The organism is Sphingobium lactosutens DS20 (assembly GCF_000445105.1).
GTDB lineage: Bacteria > Pseudomonadota > Alphaproteobacteria > Sphingomonadales > Sphingomonadaceae > Sphingobium > Sphingobium lactosutens.
In genome coordinates, this window is the sequence record NZ_ATDP01000101.1 from 213,939 (window position 1) to 234,907 (window position 20,969).

Here is a 20,969-nt window from a genome sequence, read left to right on the forward strand (position 1 = left end):
GTCAGTTTGCTCCTGGACGGATGCTGGCCGCGACAAGGTCGAGCAGATCGAGCGTCTGCGCGATGCCTTCACCATGTCGTGCTAGATGGTCAGTGCAATTGCTGCATGCGCTGACCATCAATTCGGCATCGCTTGGAGAAACCTCCGCGAGACGATTGCGGGCGGCCTGCACCGAAGCCTCAGGCGCCGCTTCGCGCACGCCACCGCTGGCGCCGCAGCAATAGCTGGCCGCTCTATTGCGTTCAAGTTCGGCCAGTTGAGCGCCCATCGCCCGAAGCAATCTGCGAGGAGCATCGTAAACGCCGTTATTACCGAACCGGACGAGATCGGGCGCCCGCGACACCTTGAAACCTCCGGGTGATGTGTCCACCCGGGTATCATGCGGAACCCATGCTTCACTCAATCGGCCCAGCTTGCAGGAATCATGATAGGCGATGACCGAACCGACTAGCGCGGCCGACTTAGCCAGGTGGATGCGTCCACAATTCAGCAGGTCCAGCAGATATTCTGTGAAGTGAAGCACGCGGGCCTGGGAAAAGGACACGCCGAGGCGGGGATAGACGGCCCGGTACGCGGCAATGGCCGCCGACGAGAATGTCACCACCGTCGGCACCTCAAGCCGCTCAACCTGTTCGACAAATTGCAAGGCGAGCCGGCGAGCGTCGTCAGGATACCCAAGGTCAAAAGCGAGCGAGCCGCACGACTCTTCGTCCTCGCCGAGATAAGCGCAGGTGACGCCTGCAGCTTGTATCGCACGGACGATAGCGCGCAGGCTTTCGTGTTTGGCAGTCGCGTAACTCAGGGTGCTGCCAATATGCAGCACTACATCTGCTCCCGGCGCCGATGACGGCATTTGCGCGAGGCCCTCGGTCCATGCGCTCCGCTCGCGCCGATGCGCGCCGATGCTGTTCCCGAAGGTCCGGATATTCTGGATCAGCGTCTTGTGAGCCGAGGGTGAATGGCCAGCGGCCACCACCTGTTCACGAAGCGCGTAAAGACTGTCGAGCGGTTCGATACTTTCGCCGAAATTGACTTTGCAGGAGACGTCGCACCCACCGCACATGGAACAGGCTGACATGGCGTCGATGAAACCCTGTGTCACGGGCGTTTGTCCGGCCAGCAACGCTGCCCCCATGATCAATTGCCCGCCTCCGCTGAAGGCGTGGAACTCGCCAAAATCCATGCTCGGACAGATGGACGCGTGGGTTTGACTTTTTGGCGTGGGGACGAATTTGCATTGCGAACAGCGGGTGCAACGCTCAATGAAGTCCCGGCGGGCTTCAAGCTTTGGATAATTGGTCATGCTATAGCACTCGCATAAGGAATTTGACCAGGGTTGAGTATGCCGTTGGGGTCGAGCAGCGCCTTGGTCGTAGCCAGCATGCCCTTCACCGATCGGCCTTGCTCAAAAGCCATATCCTTCCACGCCCCATAGGGCCTGCTGAAGAACGCCCCCGAATTGCGGCTGGTTTCGATGACAAGCTGGCGAGCCTTCTCCGCGGCCTTGACGTCCACATCGGTCCAGGTGAAATCGACGTGGGTCGACACACCTTGAATAACCGGTTGGATATAGATCGCAGGATCAGGCCCCGCATCTAGCGCCGTCAGGTGATCCAGTGCGCGTTCGACGGTGGCAGCGGTCCGGCTGGAGGATTGGAGAAAAAACAGCTCAGTGTAAGTGCTACCGGCCCGGCTCTTGTAGTTCGCTTCGTTCGAACGCCGCAGCTGCTCGGCAAATGCGTCTGCGCCAATAGCGCCAAGCGCGTCACTCATCAACGCACCGAGATTTGATGCGCATCGAGCGAGATCGCTGTTTTGCCAAGCGACCTTCTCGCTCGGCCGATGTTGGTCGCCGGCAACGGTGACAAAGAGTGTCCAATTTGCGGGATGCGGCAGGGTCATCCCCCGACCGGCCATCAATCGTATCTGCTGTCCATTGGCGATGAAAAGCGCTGTTCCCACTCGCCGATGGGTCAGTTCCCGCGCCAGATCGACCAGCGGCCTCAGCCTGTCGGATGAAATGAACCAGCTCTGTTCCGCTTGAGGGACAGGTTCGCAATAGACCGCCCCCCAAGTCATGATGCCCAGCGTACCCTGCGCTCCCTGCAGGACGCGCAGCAGGTCGATGGCGGCGGGACCGGGGGCCACCATATGACGATGACCGCGCTGCAACTGCTTCGAAAGTGACCCTTCTACAGCAGCGGAGCCTGTCAGCACGCGATCGCCCGTCCCCAAAATGGCGCAGGTGCCGCCAAAGGGGTCGGCGACGTCCCAGTGCACGCCCGGATTGAGGAGAGGCTCGCGTTCCAGATGAGAGGCGAGCACCGACTTGCCTGCTCGGGGAAGCAGCGGCCGCAGAGCGCGCAATCCATAAGGCCGTAGCAGATCATCGACTGCGCCGAACGTCACGCCTGGTTCGATGATCGCGATCTTGTCCCGACCGTCAGCATGGATCAAGGCATTCATCGAAGAAAGGTCCATGATGACCGCCCCGGCAACGGCAGGGACGGTGTCGCCTCGACGGCGCGCGCCGGTAGACGATACCGGGACCAGCGGAACCTGTTTGCTGTTGGCCCAAAGGACCATTTCCACGACTTGATCCTCATCGGCGGGACGGGCGATGGCTCGCGGAATATGCACACCGGTGACGTCCTCGTCCCGAGCAAAAGCGGAAAGCGCCTTCGCATCAGTCGATGTTGCGATTCCTTTCGGAAAGTCGATGAGCATGTATCAGTCCCGCTTGGAGCCACCAGCTCGTGGCAAAACCGAGCACTGGCTGGCATTTCGATTTTTTGCTGCTTGGGGCGGGCGGGGCCGCGCCCCCTCGCCCCGCGCTTGACTGGTCAGAAGTCGAAGTCCAGCCGTACGCCATATGTGCGCGGCGGGTTGAAGGACGCCGTGGTTTGGCCGCTGATCCCGTTATATTGACTGAGATTGAAAACACGCCTGTCGAAAACGTTGTTCACATAGCCGGTCAGGCTCCACTTATGATTGGACGCAGCAATCGTAATGGCTCCATCGACGAGCCAGTGCGACGGCTGTTGGGAGAAAGGCAAGCGCTCGAACATGACCAGGCTTCGCGTCTGGAAATGGCCGTTGGCCTCAAACTTCAGATCGAGTTTATCGGAGAGAGGAACGGTTTGCTGCGCACCAAGGTTGATGGTCCACTTTGGGCGAACGCAGCGCAGTTTTCCCCGAACAATCGACCGTGTAGGTGCCCGTACCTGGAGCAACCACATAGGGACACTGGACATTGGGCGGAATTGAGCCAGCGGGCAGACGAGCCAGAGAACTCGTATCGAATTCCGAATAAACGAAATTCTTATATTTTGCGTCGAGATACTGGATATTAACATTGAGCGTTGTGTTGTGTAAAGGTCTCGCCGTTACCTCGACCTCGAAGCCTTTGTTTATCGAGCTGCCGATGTTTTCGGTGATAAACTCCTGACCGCCGGTGGCACCGATTGAAGCATGCGCTACCTGTTGATCCTTATATTTCCACAGAAACAGCTCAAGGTTCACCTGTAGGTGGTTATTTAAAAAGCGGTTCTTGCTGCCGATTGTCCAGGCATCGATCGATTCGGGCTGATAGACCGGATTGACAGACGAGAAGGAAAATCCGCCGGCGCGGTATCCGGTTTCAAAGCTCGCATAGAGCAGCGATTGATCCCGCGGCTCAAACTCGGCCGCAATGCGGTAGGTCAGCTTGCTGGGCGCAGTGCGATCGTTGATCACGACACTTCCGGGCGACCAGATGACCGGTTTGGTGTTGGTCGGATCGATATAGACTGGCGAACCGGGAGGCCGAATGAAGCCGATCGCCCTCATCGCCGTATCGACGTCGGGAAAATAGCCGGACGGAAAATAGTCAAAGTTCGGGCAGCCGCTCGGTGAAAGACAAATACCTTGGACAGAATTCAGCGCACCTCTGAAAGTTTTTTCGTCCTTCGTGTATCGCGCCGCACCCGTAAGGCGAAAGATATCGGAAAGATTGACCGTCACCTTGCTGAATCCAGCATAGGATTGGGTGTCCTGCGACAGGGATTGAAAGCCGCCAAAGACCTTCTGATTGACGCCGAATGTCGCATCCACCTGTTCGCCGAAATAAAACGCCCCTAGCAACCAGTCGATCGCGCCGATGCGGCCAGCGAGGCGGGTTTCGAAGCTGAGCTGCTGATCCCGTTCATCGGTTGTGATCGCGAAACCAGGCGACACGGACAGCAAGTTGAGGTCAGCCTTGCGCAGAGAAGCCAGCATGGTGAGTTCGGTGTCGCCAAAGCGTTTAACGAGTTCCCCTGAAAACCCCCAATATTGGTTGTCGTTGAAAGGGCGCTGTGGGAACGGCCCTATCACGGTGCCCGCTGGCGGGAAGAAGGACTGTTTCTGTATGGCGACACTGCGCGGGTCAAAGAGCCCGACATCTGCGTCAAATCCGGTCGGGACCAAACCTGTCCCGGGCACATTGCGGGCGACTATGACGCTGTTGGGCCCGCTTCCGCCTTGGTCGAAATAGTCGGCCGACAAGCGAATTTTGACGTCGTCGGTAGGTGCGATGAGCAATTGAGCACGTATGGCGCGCCCTTTGTCGTCATAAGTTCCGTCTGTCGCATATCCATCATGGCCGAACGCGGAACCTGAAATGCGCAGCGCGACCTTATCGGAAACCGGAATATTGACCGCAAGCTGAGCATTATAGGCATCGTAATTGCCGTAGCTGACCGCGCCCTTGATCCCAAACTCGCCAAGATGGGGCTTTTCAGGCAGGATATTGATCGCGCCGCCGGTGGCGTTGCGGCCGTACAAGGTGCCCTGCGGACCCTTAAGCACTTCCACTCGCTCAAGATCGTAAAAAAAACCGGAGGTTGATGTAGGCCGCCCAATATAAACACCGTCATAGTTCACCGCGATAGCGGAATCGGTGTAGGGATTGGATGTCTGTGTGCCGACACCGCGAAGAAAAATGATGGGGCTGGCGCCGGACGCCGTTGAAATCTGCAGGGCCGGCGCCAGCGTGGTGAGGTCCGCAGGGCGCAGCACATTTGCCATCGCCTCAGGCTGGATGACGGCGATTGCCAGAGCTGCCTTCTGCGCGGTTTCCGCCTTGCGCTGCGCTGTAACGACAATTTCTGCGAGGCCGTCATCAGCGGGTGCACTGTCCTGTGCGATTGCCGCCAGCGGCATTGCCGTCAGCACGGCAAGGGTCGAAACTCCAATCATCTGCGCTTTCATTTGTCCTCCCCCAAGGCGTTGTTCGCGCATTTTAATGCGCTTCGTGACATTGCCGAACCCGATCAGCAGTGGCCGGTCCGATTACAAAACAGTCGTTCTTTTTTGATAACTGGACGAGTGTTCTTTTTTTGTCAAGGGTCGTTGTCGAGGTCGGAACGACCTTTGAAACGCCATTGCCGCAGGGTCCGGTTTTTTGAAAATTGGTGGCTGATTGCCTGTTCTTCAGTTGCTGCTAAGGGAACGCGATGAACGCGAAAACGAACTTGTCCAAAGGCCAGAAAACGCGCCAGGCGGTGCTGGACGTCGCGGAGTCCCTATTCGGTCAGCGCAATTTTGATGGCGTGTCGATTCGTGACGTCGCGCTTGCGGCGGAGATGTCGCTCGGGGCCGTCTCATACCATTTCAAGTCCAAGGAAGCGCTTTTCGAGGAGACGGCGGCACGGCGCGCCGTAGATATCGAACGAGAGCGTCTGCATTTATTGGCAAAGCTGGATGACCCTTCGCCGGCAGAAATCCTTGACGCGTTCTGCCGTCCGATGTTCAAGCGCCTGGAACAACCGGAATGGCGAAACTATATGGGGATGATCCGAGAAATTGTCTTCAATGATCGCTGGCTGCACCTTCTGCCAAGATTGTTCGGCCCGACAGTGGACAAATTCCACGACGCCTTGGCAAAAGCCTATCCCGACGTTTCGAAAGAGATCGTTTCGCGGGCCTTTTATTATGTCATCTCGCTTCTGGTCGCAGTTGCGAACGACACGGCCCACTTCGAAACTGTGACGCATGGCGTATATGGCGGTGACCCAAACCTGACCAATGTCGATGCCAATTATGCCCAATTTCACACCTTCGCTGTCGCTGGGTTCCAAGGCTTGATGCTGCGCGCATATCAATCGACATAAGGCGCCCTTGGGGCGGCCTCGGCGATCGCGATTGCCCCGATGCGAGAGGCACCGCCGTCACGGTTGGAAGGGCTGCCAGCCAATGGCGGCATCATGCGGCCGACCCTTCACCGGATCATGCAGCGCCGGGTCGCGGAGCTTGCCTTGCCTGTCCAACTCGGCGTCACAGTTTCGGCGATCCAGGAGCGCAATGATGGCGTTGACGTAACGTTGAACAATGGCCAGTGCGTGCGTCACGATCTTGTAATCGGCGCAGACGGCGTGTTTTCGACAATTCGGCAGCTCGCTTTCCCGCACATGCGACTGCCCCAGCCCACAAGCCAAGGCTGCTGGCGCATTTCCATTCGCAAGCCGCCTGCCCTTGAAGACGGCGAATTTTTCCTTGGGCGCGACAACCCGTGCTGCGCAGACGACGCCTATATGTGGATGCTCACCGCGCATGAGGAGCGGGAGCACTTCATGACCGACTTGGAACTGTTTGAAACGCTGAAAAATCTGCTCGCCGATTTCGGGGGAAGCGCAGGATGGATCAGGGACATAATGACGATCAATGACTGGATCAATTATCGCCCCTTGATTGCCGCGCTCCAACCCCGGCCGTGGTCGTCCGGCGGCTTGTCCTTCTGGGTGACGCAGTCCATGCGACCACCCCGCACCTTGCTTCGGGCGCTGGCATGGCCGTGGAAAGTGCGATCGTTCTGGCCGAGGAATTGTGTGAACATGACAGCCTGCGCGCAGGACTCGCCGCTTATGAGGCACGCCGCTTCGACCGATGTCGCGATGTTATCGAATCCAGCTTGGCAATAGGTGAGTCACGGTTGACCCATCGAGCTCCCCAAGAACAGGCCCAACTGCTTGAAGGCGCCCTGTCGAGACTGAACAAACCATTCTGAAAACCAAGCGGGAGGGCTTGGATGACGCATCCGGTAAAGGACCCCTGCTCGGCCCGTAAGATTGTGCGCGCGAATTCCAAGTTCGCTGTTGGGCAAGCGCAGCATGGTGAGCGGTTCCGTGTTATCGAACCCGCGCGGCACAGGATAGGCAGAAGATCGCTCCCGTGGCGGTAGACAAGCGGTAGAACAGGATCGCCCGTTCGCCCAATCGAGCCGACGGGCTTGGGCTCTGATCGTTGCGAGCCGAAAATCCGCCTTCGTCCAATGTCCCGCAAAGCCTTTGCCCGAGGGTTTGGCTCATGGCTTTGCTCGCCTGCATTATGATATTTCGCCTCGGGCAAAGTTGATCCTGTGACACTTTACCGAGGGCAAAGTGTCACAGTCGACAAAATAGAGGATCTGGCAAAAAGCGGATTCACATTCGGCCCTCTCTGTGCTTGATTCACCTTATGTTTCATCCTCCCCGCCCCTCCCCGCTCACCGGCGGCAGCGATATTTCGAGACTGCTTGACCAGCTGTCGCATTGCTGTTCCCGTCCGCGTTACGCCTTCATGCTGCTGACGCTCATCGCGGATGTGGCCCGACCCGATGGCAGCGCTGGCCCGTTGGTCAAGGTGAACGAAGCGCTGGTCCCGCTGCGGGACTGGCTCTGCGATGCGTTGACGCCCATGGGACAGCGCGACCCGCGTCGCCTCGCATTGGTCGAGCGCGTGCGTGAGGAGATGGAGAAAAACGGCGATCTGACGGGCGAAGCACCAAAGGATGCGCAGATATTGTCTGACGAAGTGCGCAGGCGCGTCCGCGCATCAGGAAAAACAAATCTGAGCCGCGCTGCATCCGAACTGGTAAAGGCTGGGCTGCTCAAACGCCACTATCAGGGCTATCGCGTGGATCATCTCAATCGGGGTGCGCAGCGTCAGGCCGTCTATACATTGGCCGGATGCGCAAGGGCATTGATCAGCGGGCGGGCGATACCGCCTCATCCCAACACGCCTGCCCGGTCGAAACAGGGTGATCTGTTCGCGCATTAAGCGGCGACATTGCGCCTTCAACATGGACAAGCAACAGCCCGTTCCAGAGCTACGTCACCCAGCCGCCGTCTATCACATGGACCGCGCCGGTAGTAAAAGCTGCCTCATCGCTGGCCAGATAAAGAGCGAGCGCGGCGATTTCTTCCGCGCTTCCGAGCCGACCCATTGACTGACGCGACACAAATGCAGCATGGGCCGTGTCATAGTCGCCCGTGTCGCGCAATCGTTGCTGCAGGGATGGCGTGTCCACTGTACCGGGACAGATGCAATTGCAGCGTATCCCCTGCCCCACAAAGTCGGCGGCAACGGACTTGGTCAGGCCGATGACGCCGGCCTTGGTCGCGCCATAGGCAAAGCGATCGGGGATGCCCTTCACCGAACTGGCGATCGATGCCATGTTGACGATGGCCCCAGCGCCTTTGTCCAGCATGCCGGGTAGAAAGGCCCGGATGGTATGAAACATACCCGTCATGTTAAGTAGAAGGGCAGCGTCCCAGTCCTGATCGGAACAATCCAGGATGGTGCCCGAATGCACGACGCCAGCGATATTGGCGAGGACATCGATGGCGCCCAAATCCTTCGCCAATGCTTCGACCGCCGGGCGATCGGTTACGTCGAGCAGCCGCCTATCGCAGCCGTCCAGTCCTGCAAGCGCCGCCAGATCCCGGTCGGTCGCGATGACGGTCGCGCCTTCGCGCACGAAGCGTTCGGCGGTCGCCCGGCCGATGCCGCGCGCCGCTGCCGTTACCAGTGCGACCTTTCCCGACAGCCGCCCCGTCACGCCGATATGCCCGAAGAGGCGCGGCCTGGAAGGCAGTCCGGGCCGATCGGATCGAACGCCTTATAGGTCAGAATAAACTCCCGGTGACCAAGCGATTCCGATACGCTGCGCGCCCCGCCGGCGACCGCCATCACACGGTCGTAGATTTCCGCCCCGACCTGATCGAGGCTGGCGTCGCCTTCCAATATCCGGCCGGCGTCGATGTCCATGTCCGCGGCAAGACGCCGGGCTGTGTCGGGGTTGGCGCATATTTTGATGACTGGGGAGATTGCGGAACCGACCACTGAGCCACGACCGGTGGTGAATAAGGTGAGATGGCAGCCACAGGCGATCAACTCGACGATTTCGGCATTGTCGGAGATGTTGGGAAAGCCAAAGCGCGGCTCTCCGTCGGGCACGACATCGAGCAGATAGAGCCCACCAGCAGGCGGAACGTCGCCCGGCGTCAAAATCCCATCGATCGGCGAAGATCCCGATTTGGAATAGGCGCCCATCGATTTTTCTTCCTGTGTCGTCAGGCCGCCTTCCGCATTGCCCGGCGCAAAGCTGCCAAAGCCCATGATGCTGTAGTAACGCTCCGCCTTTCGCACACAGGCTTTAATCGCCGTCGCGAGCGCAGGTGTCACCGCCCGGCTGGCCATGATCGTTTCGCATCCAACCAACTCGCCCGTTTCCTCAAAGATACAGGCAGCGCCTTGTGCCACCAGCCGATCGAAGGCACGGCCGACTGCCGGATTGGCGGTGATGCCGCTCGTGCCGTCAGACCCGCCGCAAATAGTGCCGACAACCAGCTCATCGACCATCATGGGCACGCGGACGTCATCTGCGATTTGCGCGCGTGCGCGTTCCACGGCCTGAATCCCCGCGGTGATTGTTGCCGCCGTGCCACCGGTTTCCTGTATCACTAGCAATTCGGCGGGCCGGCCGCTGGCAAGGGCGGCGGCCACCAACCTTTCCCGATTGAAGCTTTCGCATCCCAGCGACACGATCACCATCCCGCCGACATTGGGATGGGTGGCGATCGCTTCCATCACCTTGGCGGCATAGGCGTTGGGATAACAGCCCGGAAAGCCGATCAGGTGGACGTCGGGATCATCAATCCTGTCGACGATCCGCCGCGCGACATGGTGGGCGCATTCAACCAGATAGGCGACCGCGACGATATTCCGAATGCCCTTGCGCCCGTCCTGCCGCAGCCAGCCGTGGATCATGGCTGCATGTCCCGACCTGCGCGGCTGTGGGTGCTTATATAATCGCTTTTCATATTGTGCATGTGGACCCAATCCCCCGCCGCGGCCTCGATGGTCATCGAGCCGATCGGCGCGCCATATTTGATGACCTTGTCGCCAGCGGCCAATGCATGTCGGGCGATCTTGTGACCAATTGCAATGCCCTCGCGCGCCGGAATGCTCCCGCCTGACGCCGCCACTATATCGCCGGCCTGGATCGCGCGAACGCAAATGAGCACATTGTCGTCGGGATGCAGCAGCAGCAATCGCGCATCGGCCTGGAGCGAAACCGCAGGGACCGTATCCATCATCGCATCCAGCGCATGCCACAGCGCATCCGGGATAGACGCGCCAAAACGGTCTATCGTGTCGGCGACCTGGCTGATCCCCACCAGCCCCGGTATGACGCAGGCGACTTGTGGATGGCGAAGCGGAAATTGCAGGGCAGCAGCCGGCAACGATACGCCAAATCGCGCGCAGACATCAGCAAGCTTGCGAGCGCGTCGCAGCACCGCTTCATCCGCCTTGGCATAATCGAACCTTGCCGACATGGTCAGGTCCTGCGCCAGGATGCCGCTGTTATAGGGCCCACCGACGATCAGCCGAACGCCCTTCTCGGCGCAACGATCCAGCAGGCGAACCGCGCTGCGGTCCAGCAAACTATAGCGCCCGGCCAGCAAGATTACGTCCAGTTCGACATGGTCGAGCACCGTATCGCAGATGGCGACTTCGTTGACGCCGATGCCGATGGCCCGTACCGCGCCGCTGTCGCGCAGGTCGCGCATGGCGCGGTAGCCGCTATCAAGGAAACGGCGTAGATGCATGGCATGGGCGTCGCCATGCGTCAGCTGCCCCAGATCATGGGCCAGTAACAGGTCGATATGGTCGCGCCGCAGCCGCCGGCAGCTATCCGCGAAAGACGCATGGATGGCATCGGCGCCATAGTCGAAAACGGGCTGAAACGGGTCGGCATCGACAAACCCATGCCGCTCCCCCCGCGCTTGCGTCGGCACCAGGATCCGCCCGACCTTGGTGGATATCAGCGCACCCGCCGCCGGGTCCCGATCCGCCAGCATGGCGCCCAGCCGACGCTCCGCTAGTCCAAAACCATAATGGGGCGCGCAGTCATAATAGCGGAACCCCGCGTCCCACGCCGCGTCGAGGGTCGCGCGGGCTTCTGCATCGGAAACGCGCCGATACAAATTGCCGATGGGCGCTGTGCCCATGCCAAGCCGGGGCAGAGCAGGCGCTCCGATCACCGCAGGAGCCTAAGACTGAAGCCTAAGATCACGGCACCCAAAGCTCCTCAAGCCACGCCGTGCGAAGTTGGCTCGCGACGGACGGCGGCGGAATGAGCGCGGCGATGCTATTGCACGCGCCCATTCCCCAAGCAGATCGATGGCTGAACCGAGTCAATAGGTGATCCTGGCAGTCAAGCTGATACGGCGGTCGTTGACCACCACATCGCGAGGACGGGTATCGATGCCGAAATAGGTCGACCGGCGCGCATTGGCCAAGTTGACGCCATCCACCGTGAGAGCGAACTCCGGCGTGACATTATAGGTTATAGACGCATCAAGCTGACCGAAGGGTTTGTTGAAGATCGGCAGATTGCCAGTCCCGTTCCCCGCCGTAGTCACGACATATTTGCTGCGCCAATTATAGGCTACGCGCGCGGATACTCCGCCCAGTTCGTATATCCCGACGAGGTTATAATTATATTTCGACAGCAGTTCGAGCGGGACATTGGTGACGGGACCGGCCGTCGCCGGAGACGGCGCTTTCGAATCGACATAGGTGAAATTGGCCTGCATGCCCAAGCCGCTTAAAGGCCCAGGCAGGAAGTCGAAAAATTGCTGATAGGCCAATTCAACGCCCTTCACCTTGCCTGTCGCGACATTGTTGTAGGACGTTACTTCATAATCATAGCTGTTGCCGTTGTCGAAGGTGACTGTGCGCGTCGACACCGCGGTCTGGATGTAATTTTTGATGCGCTTGTAGAAAGCCGCTGCCGTCAGGGAGCCGGTGCGTGAGAAATACCATTCCAGCGACACATCGAGATTGTCGGATTTCATCGGCTTGAGATTGGGATTGCCGCCCGAAGCTGTGTGCACCTGATCCTGCTGAGCGCTTCCCGGCTCGGTCAGTGTCAGGCTGGGGTTAAGCTGGGTGAAGCTGGGCCGCGCGATATTCTTGGCCGCCGCGAAGCGCAGTTGAAGATCGTCGGCCAGATGAACGCGAAGATTGAGGCTTGGCAAAACCGAGGTATAGCTTTGCGACACCGCAATCGGGTTGAAGACCGTAGGACCAGTGGTTTCCGTGCCGTCGTCACCTATGATGATCGGCGTCTGCTGATAATAGCCCGACACGTCCAGATTGGTGCGCACCACGCGAACGCCGACATTGCCGTCGACCGGATCGGTCTTGAAGAAGGCGGTCGCATAGCCGGCATAGCTTTTCTGCCGCTGTTGGTTGGTGCCACTCTGCACATAGGCCGGCGGGCCGTCTATCCCGAGCACATCTAGCGTCTGCTGATAATTTTGGATGATTCCGCGCTGGAAGGCGATGATGTCCCCAAACAAGTCAGCGTCGCCGCGAAAAAAGTCATCCAGATTGACTGTTTCGAGTTGCGTGGGGATGCTCGACAGGCCGGTGTAGCGATAGCCGGTGTCGATCGTCTTGTTGCGTCGGTCGCCATAACGCACGCCCGCCTTGATCGAAGACAAAATGCCCCCGTCGAAGCGATATTCCGCATCGAGCCTGCCCACCTTGTCCGACGCCTTGGACTCATTGAGATTGTCGAGATAAAAGGCGCTATTATAGGTAGCGACGTTCGCCAGCCCGTTGGATGCGGTGATATTCACGACTGGCACCGAACCGGAAATATCCTGGTAGAGCGTATCGGCGGTGCCATTCAAACCAAATATGGAGCGGAGATTGCGCGTCGTCGCGTCCACATATTGGCCATCCGCCCGGACCGTCAGATTGGCAGTCGGCTCCCATTTCAGATTCAGCGAATAATCGGTGGTTTTCGACCGACGGGTTTGCGCGCTGGTATTGTCGCCGATCGGCAGGTCTATGAAGGTGCCACTCTGGAAATCGCCATTATCGGCGTAGCTGAAGGGTGCGCCCGGTTGCGGAATGATGGCGCTGGTCGATGTGTAGGCGAAGAAGCTGTAGTCGTCCAAACGGAACTTGTAATCCGAACGGAAAACCTCGGCCGTCAATTCCAGCGTATCGCTGGGTCGCCATTGCACCGCGAAGTCCATACCAAGTCTCCGCCGATCGCCGAATACCTGGCCGATACCCGTGCCATGAGGCAGGGTTGTCGCCTGACCCGTACGCCCAAGCGTCGCCAGCACGGCGGCGTCCGATTCATTGCTTGGATCAAGCGTATAAAATGGTTCGGTGGAAATTGTATCCTGGCGGAATGCAGTCTTCTGATAGGACATGCTGGCAAGGACGCCGATTTCACCAATGCCCGTGTCCCAGCGGTCGCTCAACAGCAGCGAGGCGGAGGGCTTGAACTTGTCGACAAGATCGAAATGACTCTGGGTCAGCGTTGCCGCGGCCTTGAACCCATCGAAGTCGAACGGCTTGCGGGTGCGAAAATTGATCGTGCCGGACAACTGATCTTCGATCTGATCGGCCGAGGGATTTTTATAGACGTCTATTCCAGCCAGCAGTTCGGAGGGAATATCCTCCAGGCTGAGCTGGTTGGCACCGCTGGCGGTGAAGATGTCGCGGCCATTGAGTTCAGTACGCACCTGCGTCAAGCCGCGGATCGCAACCGAACTGCCCTCGCCATATTGCCGCTGGACCTGGATGCCGGGAATACGCTGCAGTGCCTCTGCGACGTTGCGATCGGGCAGCTTGCCGATGTCTTCGGCCACGATGGAATCGACGATCACGTCGGAATTGCGTTTGATGGACTGGGCGCTCGACAAACTGGCGCGCACCCCGGTGACGACGATCGCGTTGCCTTCTTCGGCAGTGGCTTCCTGCGGCATGGACGCCGCATCTTGCGCCGACGCCTGACCGGCGATCGTCAGGGTGGCAATCGAAATGCCAGCCAATAATGCCGCGCGACGCGGCGCATATTTCATGTAGGACATGGAACCCCTTCCTCTCCCGTGCCTGATCCATCAGGCCTTCATTGAGTCGCGCCGCATATAAGGGCGAAACCAATCATTGCTTTCGTCACCGCAGCGCATGAGAGCGCTAACAACTTGACACTCTCATACCGCGACAATATGAATTATGAAATATAAAAATTGATTTTATATCTGCGTTTGGCATAGCGCGTTGCTGCGGCGGCCGGCAGCCTGTCGAGCTGGAGGGGAGAAATATGACAGGAAAAGCGCGCTATCAGGCCCCGGCGTTGAAAAAAGGGCTGGAGATCATCGAGCTTCTCGCCGCTGCCCCTAAGCCGCTGATCATGTCCGACATTTCAACAGCGCTGGGACGATCCGTCAGCGAGATTTTTCGAATGCTCCAGGTGCTGGAAGAGCATGGCTATATTGCGCGCGCCGAAGATGGCTATCGCCTTACTAATCGTCTGTTCGCCTTGGGCATGAGCCAGCCTCCTATTCGGGATCTGGCCTCAACGGCGCTGCCCGTCATGCAGGAGCTGGCGCGGACATCGGGGCAAAGCTGTCACCTTGCGGTTGCATCCGGCGCTGAGATGGTCGTCATCATCGCGATCGAGGCGCCTGGCCTATCGGGGTTTGCCGTGCGGGTTGGCTATCGCCGGCCGCTCAACCGGTCCAACTCAGGACGTATTCTGCTGGCCTTTCAGTCGCCCCAGTCCCGCGCAGCGATGCTGAAGGCGGTAGAAGCGGCCGATGGGACTTTTGATACGCAAGCCCTGATCGAGCAGCTCGACGCCACCGTCGCCGCAGGGGGCGCCAATGCACCAAGTCCATTGCTCACCGGCATCATTGACCTCTCCGCGCCCATTCTGGTTGGCAATGTCGCCCGCGCCGCCCTCACCATCCCCTATGCCGACGGCCCGGCCAATGACGCAACGCTAGAGGAATGCAGCGCGCTGGTACGCGAAGCGGCGCAGGTCATCGGTGCTGCCCTGTCACCGATCGTGGCGACCCCATCGCCCCGACAGGAGAAAGACATATGAAGCAACTCAACCGCCGGTCCGCCATCATGGGGGCGGCAGGTCTGGCTACGCTATCAGCGGCCGCGCGTGCTGAGATCAAGCCGCAGGACGAAATGCTCGAACTGTGGCCGGGGCCTCCCCCCGGAGACACTGGCACGCGTATAATTCGCAAGGCGGAGGATCAGTCCAAGGACCCTACGCATCCCGACCGTTTCATAACCGGCATCGCACGGCCGGTTATGATCGTGCGCCGCCCCGCCAGGCCCAATGGCGCTGCCATGCTGGTCATGCCAGGCGGCGGATATGGCTTTTTGTCCTATGACAATGAAGGCGCAAGCCAAGCCGACTGGCTGAACGCGATTGGCATCACCGCCTTCATCCTGCTCTATCGTTTGCCGGGTGAAGGCTGGTCCGGACGCGAGGATGTTCCCTTGCAGGACGCGCAAAGGGCAATGCGCGTGATACGGGCGCGCGCTGTCGCGTTCGGCGTAGACAAAGATCGGATCGGAATTTTGGGTTTCTCCGCTGGCGGCCACTTGGCAGGCTCCCTCGCCACCCGTCACTCCGAACCCGTCTATGCCCCCGTGGATGCTGCCGATCGCCAACCTGCCCGGCCCGATATCGCGGGCCTTATCTATCCCGTCGTCAGCCTGGACGCTGCCTTCACCCATGGCGGATCGCGGGACAATCTGCTTGGTCCAGACGCATCGGAAATGGCCAGAAGGAGACGATCCGTCGAGCGACGGGTCGGCGCGAGCACACCGCCGCTGTTTCTGGTTCATGCCTGCGACGATGGACTGGTGCCCCCGGCAAACAGCATTGCCCTGTTTCAAGCCATGGAGGCCGCCAAGCGTCCGGTAGCGCTTCACATCTTCCAGGATGGCGGGCATGGTTTTGGCGTACGCCTGCCCAAGGAGAAGCAGGCAGCGGCCTGGCCGGCGCTGTTCGCCACATTCATGACTAGCCAGGGGACGCTCCAACGATGACCCGTCTGCCCGATCTTCGACATGCCCTAGCATTGGTCTTGCTCAGCTGTTGCATAATGATGAGCGCGCCGTCCGATGCTGAAACGAAGGTGCCCGGTGATCCTCATGCCAGCGATCCCGTCGGGATCGTTGTTGATCCCTGCCCTGTTCACCCCAAACCCTCGGACAAGGCCGGATGGTCAATGTGGAACCTGCATATGCTGACCCGCGATTTTGGCCAGCATTGCCGCTACGCCGCTGAGAATCGGTCGATTGCCGGGAAACCCGTCCGGGTCGTCTTCATGGGCGATTCCATCACTGACAACTGGATCAACGAAGATCCGTCCATGTTCACCAATGGACTTGTCGATCGGGGAATCAGCGGCCAGACGACCGCGCAGATGCTGGTCCGGTTTCGCGACGACGTAATCGCGCTAAAGCCGCAGGCGGTGCATATCATGGCGATGACCAACGACATTGCCGGCAATACCGGCGCCGCGACGATGGAAACGGTGCTCGGGCATGTCCAGTCCATGGCCGAACTGGCCCGCGTCCACGGCATCAAGGTCATCATCGCTTCCGTCCCGCCGGCCGCCGCATTTCCCTGGAGCCCGGACATGAAGCCCGCAGCGCAGATCGCCCAGATCAATCGCTGGCTGGCCGATTATGCGCGTGCCAACCGGTTCACCTTCGTTGACTATCACAGCGCGATGGCGCAGCCCGACGGCGCGATGAAGCCTGGCCTGTCGAGCGACGGCGTCCATCCGACGAAGGCAGGCTATGCCATCATGCGACCGCTGGCTCTGGCCGCCATCGCCAGCGCGTTGAAAGGGAAGTGATACCGAACCACAGCCGGCGATCATTTTTGGCCGGCGCTGCGGCGCTGGGCCTTGCGCGCGCGGCCCACGCCGCCAGCCCGATGGGCATGGCAGCCGGGCCGGTGCGTCCTACCTGGGACTCCCTGGTCAGCCACTATCGCTACCCGGACTGGTTTCGCGATGCAAAGCTGGGGCTATGGTCGCATTGGGGTCCGCAGTCCGTGCCGCAGCAGGGCGACTGGTATGGCCGCTTCATGTATATGCAGGGCCACCCGATGTATCTGCATCACATCAAGACCTACGGCCACCCGTCGGTTGCGGGAATGAAGGACATCCAGAATCTCTGGAAGGCGGAAAAGTGGGATCCTGACGCACTGATCGCACGCTATCAGAGGGCTGGTGCGCGTTATTTCATGGCCCTGGCCTGTCATCATGACAATCTGGATTGTTACGACAGCCGCTACCACGCGTGGAACAGCCTGCGGGTTGGGCCGAAAATGGATGTGGTCGGCATCTGGGAGAAAGCGGCGCGACGGGCGGGTTTGAAATTCGGCGTGTCCAATCATGCCGCCCATGCGTGGCACTGGTATCAGCCAGCCTATGGCTATGATCCGGTCGGCCCGAAAAAAGGGGAACGGTACGACGCCTTCCGCCTGCGCGCTGACGACGGCAAGGGACAATGGTGGGAGGGGCTGGACCCGCAGCAACTTTATACTGGCGGGCATAGGGTGCTGCCCGACGGGATCGACACGATCGAGGCGATGAATGCCTGGCACGACAGGCATAATGGCCAGTGGATCGAAAGCGGCCCCAAGGATGATCGGGCCTATGTCACCCGCTGGTTGCTGCGCCAGACCGACCTGATCGACAAATATAAGCCCGACATCGTCTACATGGACGATCACGAACTGCCATTCGGACCGGTTGGGCTGCAGGCGGCGGCCGACTATTACAACCGTTCGATACAGTGGCATGGCGACATCGACGTCGTGCTGACGGGCAAGAAACTGAAACCCCGTGCGCGTTTCGCCATGGTTGAAGATGTTGAGCGCGGCTTTACCGATCATCTGTGGGAAGAGCCGTGGCAGACCGATACCTGTATCGGCGACTGGTTCTACAATATCGCGCGTCTGACCGACAAAAGCTACAAGACAGCCGAAGATGTGATTCAGCGCCTGGCCGACGTGGTATCGAAGAACGGCAATCTCCTCCTGTCCATCCCCCAACCCGGCGACGGCTCCATCGACAGCGAAGAAGAGAAAATCCTGGATGGCATGGCATCATGGATGATCCATGGCGCCGAAGCGATCTTCGGATCGCGGCCATGGCGTCGCTACGGCGAAGGGCCGACGCGGCTGATCGCAGGAATGCAGAATGAAGAAAAGGCCAAGCCTTTCACGGCACGAGACATCCGGTTCACAACGAACAAGGGCGCTCTGTATGCTCTGTTCCTGGGCCGGGCCAGCGGACCTACGACTATCCGCTCACTGGCGCGGGATCTTGCGGCAGGCCAAGTCGACAGGGTGACGCTGTTGGGTGGCGGCGTACTGCCCCACCGGCAGGATCCAGCCGGGCTGCATCTCGACATGCCGCGCGACACGGGTTTCGTGCCCGCCGTCCGCATCGAGGGCAGAGGCCTGGTTTAACATCATTACAGGGATAGAGAGGGATGACAAAAAAAGCTTTGAGGGCCGCACTGGTTGCGATGATGCTGGGCGTGTCCGGCATGGGTCTGAGCGCGCCCGCAATCGCCGAACCCATGGCGTTGCTCGACCGCCATGGCAGCCGCGTCGCAATCGAACCATATGCGCCCAACATCGTGCGCGTGACGATTGCACTCGACAAGGCGCTGGCAGAGGCGCCCCCCGGACCCGGACCGATCGCACAATCAAACGCCAATGGCTGGACGCACAGCAATGACGGGGGCGCGGATATTTTTCGGTCTTCCGCGCTGACCGTCACCGTCGATCCCCAACCCTGGCCTAAAGCGCCATCACAGATGGACCGCTATTTCGCGCCGTCGCTGCCGCCTGTCACCCTGTCCGTCCATGATGCGCAAGGCAGGCTGCTGACAAAAATGACGGGTTGGGAAATGGCGCCGCACAGCGTGAATGGCGAGCAGACCTTCAAGGTCGGCGCCAGCTTCGACGCCCCGGCCGACGAACATTATTATGGGCTGGGACAAAATCAGGAGGGTATGCTCGACCTCAAGGGGCGAGAGATCGATTGCAAACATTATTATGACGCACCGGCGGGCGAGACCGTCTGTGTACCGTTCATGGTCACGAACAAGGGCTATGGCATCGTCTGGGACAATCCGGCACGCACGCTGATATGGCCGGGTTTGCACAGCAGCACCCATTGGCAGAGCCAGGTCGGCGAACGCGTGTCCTTCTTCGTCATTTCCGGCACCACCACCGACGACATCTACGCCGGCTATGCCAAGCTGACCGGTGAAACCCCATTGCCGCCCAAGGCGGGCTTCGGCCTCATCCAAAGCAAGGCGCGCTACGAAAGCCAGCAGGAATTGCTCGACGTCGCCAAGGGCTATCGCGACCGGGGCTATCCGCTCGACGTGATGGTGCTTGACTGGTTCTATTGGACCCGCATGGGGCAACTGGACATCGACCGCACCTATTTTCCCGATCCGCGGGGGATGAACGATCAGCTCAACGCCATGGGGATGCGCTCTATCATCAGTGTGTGGCCGCGTTTCGAACGGGAATCCCGCTATTTCGACATGCTGGCGGCGAAGGGATGGCTGCTCAAGGACAAGGACGGCAATCCGGTCGATGGCCTGCCCGTTCGCTATGACCGGGCCGGTGCGCTGATCGACAGCACGAACCCTGAGGCACGCGCCTGGTTCTGGAGCAAGATCCGCAACAATATCCTGTCTGAAGGCTTTGACTGGCTGTGGCTGGACGAAACCGAACCGGATGTGATCCCGGAGGGCTATTTCTTCTCGATCGGCTCGGGCGACCGCTACCGCAATCTCTTCCCACTGGTTCATACAGGTGGCGTCGCCGAAGGATCCGCCCGCGATCGCCCCGATTTCCGCAACATGATCCTGGCGCGCGCCGCTTATCTTGGCGCCCAGCGCAATGGCGGGCTGTTCTGGTCTTCGGACGTCAAATCGACCTGGGAAGCGTTGCGGCGACAGGTGCCGACCGGGCTCAATTATACCGCGTCCGGCCTGGCCTACTGGGGTAGCGATATCGGCGGATGGCAATGGCCCAAGGGTCCGCCACCGCAGGCGCCCGTGTTGATCGATCCCGCCGGCATGACCGCTGCTGGCATGGACTATGTCGATTATCCGGAATTGTTCGTTCGCTGGTTCCAATATAGCGTCTTCACGCCCACCCTGCGCATCCATGGGCAGCGGCCAGACACGGAGCTATGGACCTACGGCAAGGCGGCGGAGCCGATTCTGGCGGACTGGCTGCGGCTGCGCTACACATTGATGCCCTATATCTATTCGCTGGGACGCCACACCTATGACAGCGGCGCTCCCTTCATGCGCGCGCTCTTCATGGATTTTCCCAATGATCCCAAGGTCGCGACGATCGGCGACCAATATATGTTCGGCCCCGCTTTCCTGGTCGCGCCGGTCACGGAGCAGGGCCAGACAAAGCGCTCGGTCTACCTGCCGGCGGGCACGGCCTGGTATGATTATTGGACCAACCAGCGTTACGAAGGCGGCCAGACGATCGAAGTGGCGGCGCCGATCCATCGCATGCCGCTCTTCGTAAAGGCAGGGTCGATCATCCCCATGGGTGTTCAGGTGAAAAGCACGGCGGAACGCCAGGCGCTCGAAGCGATCCGGGTCTATCCCGGCGCGGACGCTCGCTTCACCCTGTATGATGACGATGGCAAGACCAACGCCTATCGCAAGGGCGGCATAAAGGCGGACCTGGTCTGGAACGACCAGAGCCGGTCACTCAGCAGCAAGACGACACTACCCAGCGGCCAGGCGATCAAGGGCCTGGTCCAGATCATGGGTCAATAAGG

The 20,969-nt window shown here is 59.8% G+C and carries 17 protein-coding genes and 2 pseudogenes; 8 read left to right on the top strand and 11 right to left on the bottom strand.

Annotated elements, in window-relative coordinates; genetic code table 11:
• Position 1 precedes the first annotated feature (1 nt).
• From RLDS_RS46830 to RLDS_RS46840, 5 genes and pseudogenes are all read right to left on the bottom strand, one after another.
• Complete coding sequence (locus tag RLDS_RS46830; protein WP_021227363.1) at positions 2 to 1,303, bottom strand: (Fe-S)-binding protein; 1,302 nt, start codon at positions 1,301 to 1,303, stop codon at positions 2 to 4.
• The gene (locus RLDS_RS46835) at positions 1,300 to 2,367 is read right to left on the bottom strand and encodes an FAD-linked oxidase C-terminal domain-containing protein (protein WP_236616887.1); all 1,068 of its coding nucleotides are present in this window, start codon (positions 2,365 to 2,367) and stop codon (positions 1,300 to 1,302) included. The genes RLDS_RS46830 and RLDS_RS46835 overlap by 4 nt, the downstream gene beginning before the upstream one ends.
• Before the next feature lie 6 nt (positions 2,368 to 2,373).
• A pseudogene (locus RLDS_RS57425) lies at positions 2,374 to 2,727 on the bottom strand (FAD-binding oxidoreductase); the annotation flags it as partial.
• 116 nt (positions 2,728 to 2,843) lie between these two features.
• Entirely contained in the window at positions 2,844 to 3,068 is a 225-nt protein-coding gene (locus RLDS_RS57300) for a TonB-dependent receptor (protein ID WP_021227365.1), read from the bottom strand.
• A gap of 52 nt (positions 3,069 to 3,120) precedes the next feature.
• The gene (locus RLDS_RS46840) at positions 3,121 to 5,229 is read right to left on the bottom strand and encodes a TonB-dependent receptor (RefSeq protein WP_052034169.1); all 2,109 of its coding nucleotides are present in this window, start codon (positions 5,227 to 5,229) and stop codon (positions 3,121 to 3,123) included.
• Between the two features lie 245 nt (positions 5,230 to 5,474).
• On the opposite strand from RLDS_RS46840, the gene RLDS_RS54665 reads away from it, so the two are divergent.
• Positions 5,475 to 6,131, top strand: coding sequence for a TetR/AcrR family transcriptional regulator (locus RLDS_RS54665; RefSeq protein WP_021227366.1), 657 nt, complete (start codon positions 5,475 to 5,477; stop codon positions 6,129 to 6,131).
• Positions 6,132 to 6,188: 57 nt separating this feature from the next.
• Here the strand turns inward: RLDS_RS54665 and RLDS_RS56070 are convergent, their stop codons facing one another.
• Positions 6,189 to 6,722: a hypothetical protein gene (locus tag RLDS_RS56070; protein WP_152528087.1), complete on the bottom strand. Its 534-nt coding sequence runs from the start codon at positions 6,720 to 6,722 to the stop codon at positions 6,189 to 6,191.
• Between the two features lie 8 nt (positions 6,723 to 6,730).
• On the opposite strand from RLDS_RS56070, the gene RLDS_RS56075 reads away from it, so the two are divergent.
• Positions 6,731 to 7,024, top strand: a complete 294-nt coding sequence (locus RLDS_RS56075; RefSeq protein WP_161626746.1) for an FAD-dependent monooxygenase — start codon at positions 6,731 to 6,733, stop codon at positions 7,022 to 7,024.
• A 449-nt stretch (positions 7,025 to 7,473) separates the two neighbouring features.
• Complete coding sequence (locus RLDS_RS46855) at positions 7,474 to 8,055, top strand: hypothetical protein (protein ID WP_021227367.1); 582 nt, start codon at positions 7,474 to 7,476, stop codon at positions 8,053 to 8,055.
• A 49-nt stretch (positions 8,056 to 8,104) separates the two neighbouring features.
• Here RLDS_RS46855 and RLDS_RS46860 read toward each other — a convergent pair whose 3' ends face one another.
• From RLDS_RS46860 to RLDS_RS46870, 5 genes and pseudogenes are all read right to left on the bottom strand, one after another.
• Complete coding sequence (locus tag RLDS_RS46860; protein WP_021227368.1) at positions 8,105 to 8,836, bottom strand: SDR family oxidoreductase; 732 nt, start codon at positions 8,834 to 8,836, stop codon at positions 8,105 to 8,107.
• Positions 8,833 to 10,047: a UxaA family hydrolase gene (locus tag RLDS_RS46865; protein WP_021227369.1), complete on the bottom strand. Its 1,215-nt coding sequence runs from the start codon at positions 10,045 to 10,047 to the stop codon at positions 8,833 to 8,835. Before RLDS_RS46865 ends, RLDS_RS46860 begins: the two co-directional genes overlap by 4 nt.
• Positions 10,044 to 10,373, bottom strand: coding sequence for a UxaA family hydrolase (locus tag RLDS_RS57305; protein WP_169534112.1), 330 nt, complete (start codon positions 10,371 to 10,373; stop codon positions 10,044 to 10,046). Before RLDS_RS57305 ends, RLDS_RS46865 begins: the two co-directional genes overlap by 4 nt.
• A gap of 12 nt (positions 10,374 to 10,385) precedes the next feature.
• Positions 10,386 to 11,291: pseudogene (locus tag RLDS_RS0128610) on the bottom strand (aldo/keto reductase); the annotation flags it as partial.
• A 186-nt stretch (positions 11,292 to 11,477) separates the two neighbouring features.
• Complete coding sequence (locus tag RLDS_RS46870; RefSeq protein WP_031298681.1) at positions 11,478 to 14,171, bottom strand: TonB-dependent receptor; 2,694 nt, start codon at positions 14,169 to 14,171, stop codon at positions 11,478 to 11,480.
• A gap of 242 nt (positions 14,172 to 14,413) precedes the next feature.
• Between RLDS_RS46870 and RLDS_RS46875 the strand changes: the two genes are divergently transcribed.
• The 5 genes from RLDS_RS46875 (at position 14,414) to RLDS_RS46895 (ending at position 20,967) form a co-directional block, all read left to right on the top strand.
• Positions 14,414 to 15,199, top strand: coding sequence for an IclR family transcriptional regulator (locus tag RLDS_RS46875; protein WP_021227372.1), 786 nt, complete (start codon positions 14,414 to 14,416; stop codon positions 15,197 to 15,199).
• The gene (locus tag RLDS_RS46880; RefSeq protein WP_021227373.1) at positions 15,196 to 16,164 is read left to right on the top strand and encodes an alpha/beta hydrolase; all 969 of its coding nucleotides are present in this window, start codon (positions 15,196 to 15,198) and stop codon (positions 16,162 to 16,164) included. The genes RLDS_RS46875 and RLDS_RS46880 overlap by 4 nt, the downstream gene beginning before the upstream one ends.
• A 56-nt stretch (positions 16,165 to 16,220) precedes the next feature.
• On the top strand, positions 16,221 to 16,982 hold the full coding sequence (locus RLDS_RS46885) for an SGNH/GDSL hydrolase family protein (protein ID WP_021227374.1): 762 nt from the start codon (positions 16,221 to 16,223) through the stop codon (positions 16,980 to 16,982).
• An 80-nt stretch (positions 16,983 to 17,062) separates the two neighbouring features.
• Positions 17,063 to 18,607: an alpha-L-fucosidase gene (locus tag RLDS_RS46890; RefSeq protein WP_408021186.1), complete on the top strand. Its 1,545-nt coding sequence runs from the start codon at positions 17,063 to 17,065 to the stop codon at positions 18,605 to 18,607.
• 23 nt (positions 18,608 to 18,630) lie between these two features.
• Positions 18,631 to 20,967 carry a glycoside hydrolase family 31 protein gene (locus RLDS_RS46895; RefSeq protein WP_021227376.1) on the top strand — a complete coding sequence of 779 codons (2,337 nt, stop codon included), beginning with the start codon at positions 18,631 to 18,633 and terminating at the stop codon, positions 20,965 to 20,967.
• The last annotated feature ends 2 nt before the right edge of the window (positions 20,968 to 20,969 follow it).

Excerpts from the sequence above, each read along its gene's own strand:
- RLDS_RS46830 (WP_021227363.1), bottom strand. The coding sequence starts at position 1,303 with ATGACCAATTATCCAAAGCTTGAAGCCCGCCGGGACTTCATTGAGCGT.
- RLDS_RS57300 (WP_021227365.1), bottom strand. The coding sequence starts at position 3,068 with ATGTTCGAGCGCTTGCCTTTCTCCCAACAGCCGTCGCACTGGCTCGTC.
- RLDS_RS46840 (WP_052034169.1), bottom strand. The coding sequence starts at position 5,229 with ATGAAAGCGCAGATGATTGGAGTTTCGACCCTTGCCGTGCTGACGGCA.
- RLDS_RS54665 (WP_021227366.1), top strand. The coding sequence starts at position 5,475 with ATGAACGCGAAAACGAACTTGTCCAAAGGCCAGAAAACGCGCCAGGCG.
- RLDS_RS46855 (WP_021227367.1), top strand. The coding sequence starts at position 7,474 with ATGTTTCATCCTCCCCGCCCCTCCCCGCTCACCGGCGGCAGCGATATT.
- RLDS_RS46865 (WP_021227369.1), bottom strand. The coding sequence starts at position 10,047 with ATGATCCACGGCTGGCTGCGGCAGGACGGGCGCAAGGGCATTCGGAAT.
- RLDS_RS57305 (WP_169534112.1), bottom strand. The coding sequence starts at position 10,373 with ATGGATACGGTCCCTGCGGTTTCGCTCCAGGCCGATGCGCGATTGCTG.
- RLDS_RS46870 (WP_031298681.1), bottom strand. The coding sequence starts at position 14,171 with ATGAAATATGCGCCGCGTCGCGCGGCATTATTGGCTGGCATTTCGATT.
- RLDS_RS46875 (WP_021227372.1), top strand. The coding sequence starts at position 14,414 with ATGACAGGAAAAGCGCGCTATCAGGCCCCGGCGTTGAAAAAAGGGCTG.
- RLDS_RS46880 (WP_021227373.1), top strand. The coding sequence starts at position 15,196 with ATGAAGCAACTCAACCGCCGGTCCGCCATCATGGGGGCGGCAGGTCTG.
- RLDS_RS46885 (WP_021227374.1), top strand. The coding sequence starts at position 16,221 with ATGATGAGCGCGCCGTCCGATGCTGAAACGAAGGTGCCCGGTGATCCT.
- RLDS_RS46890 (WP_408021186.1), top strand. The coding sequence starts at position 17,063 with ATGGGCATGGCAGCCGGGCCGGTGCGTCCTACCTGGGACTCCCTGGTC.
- RLDS_RS46895 (WP_021227376.1), top strand. The coding sequence starts at position 18,631 with ATGACAAAAAAAGCTTTGAGGGCCGCACTGGTTGCGATGATGCTGGGC.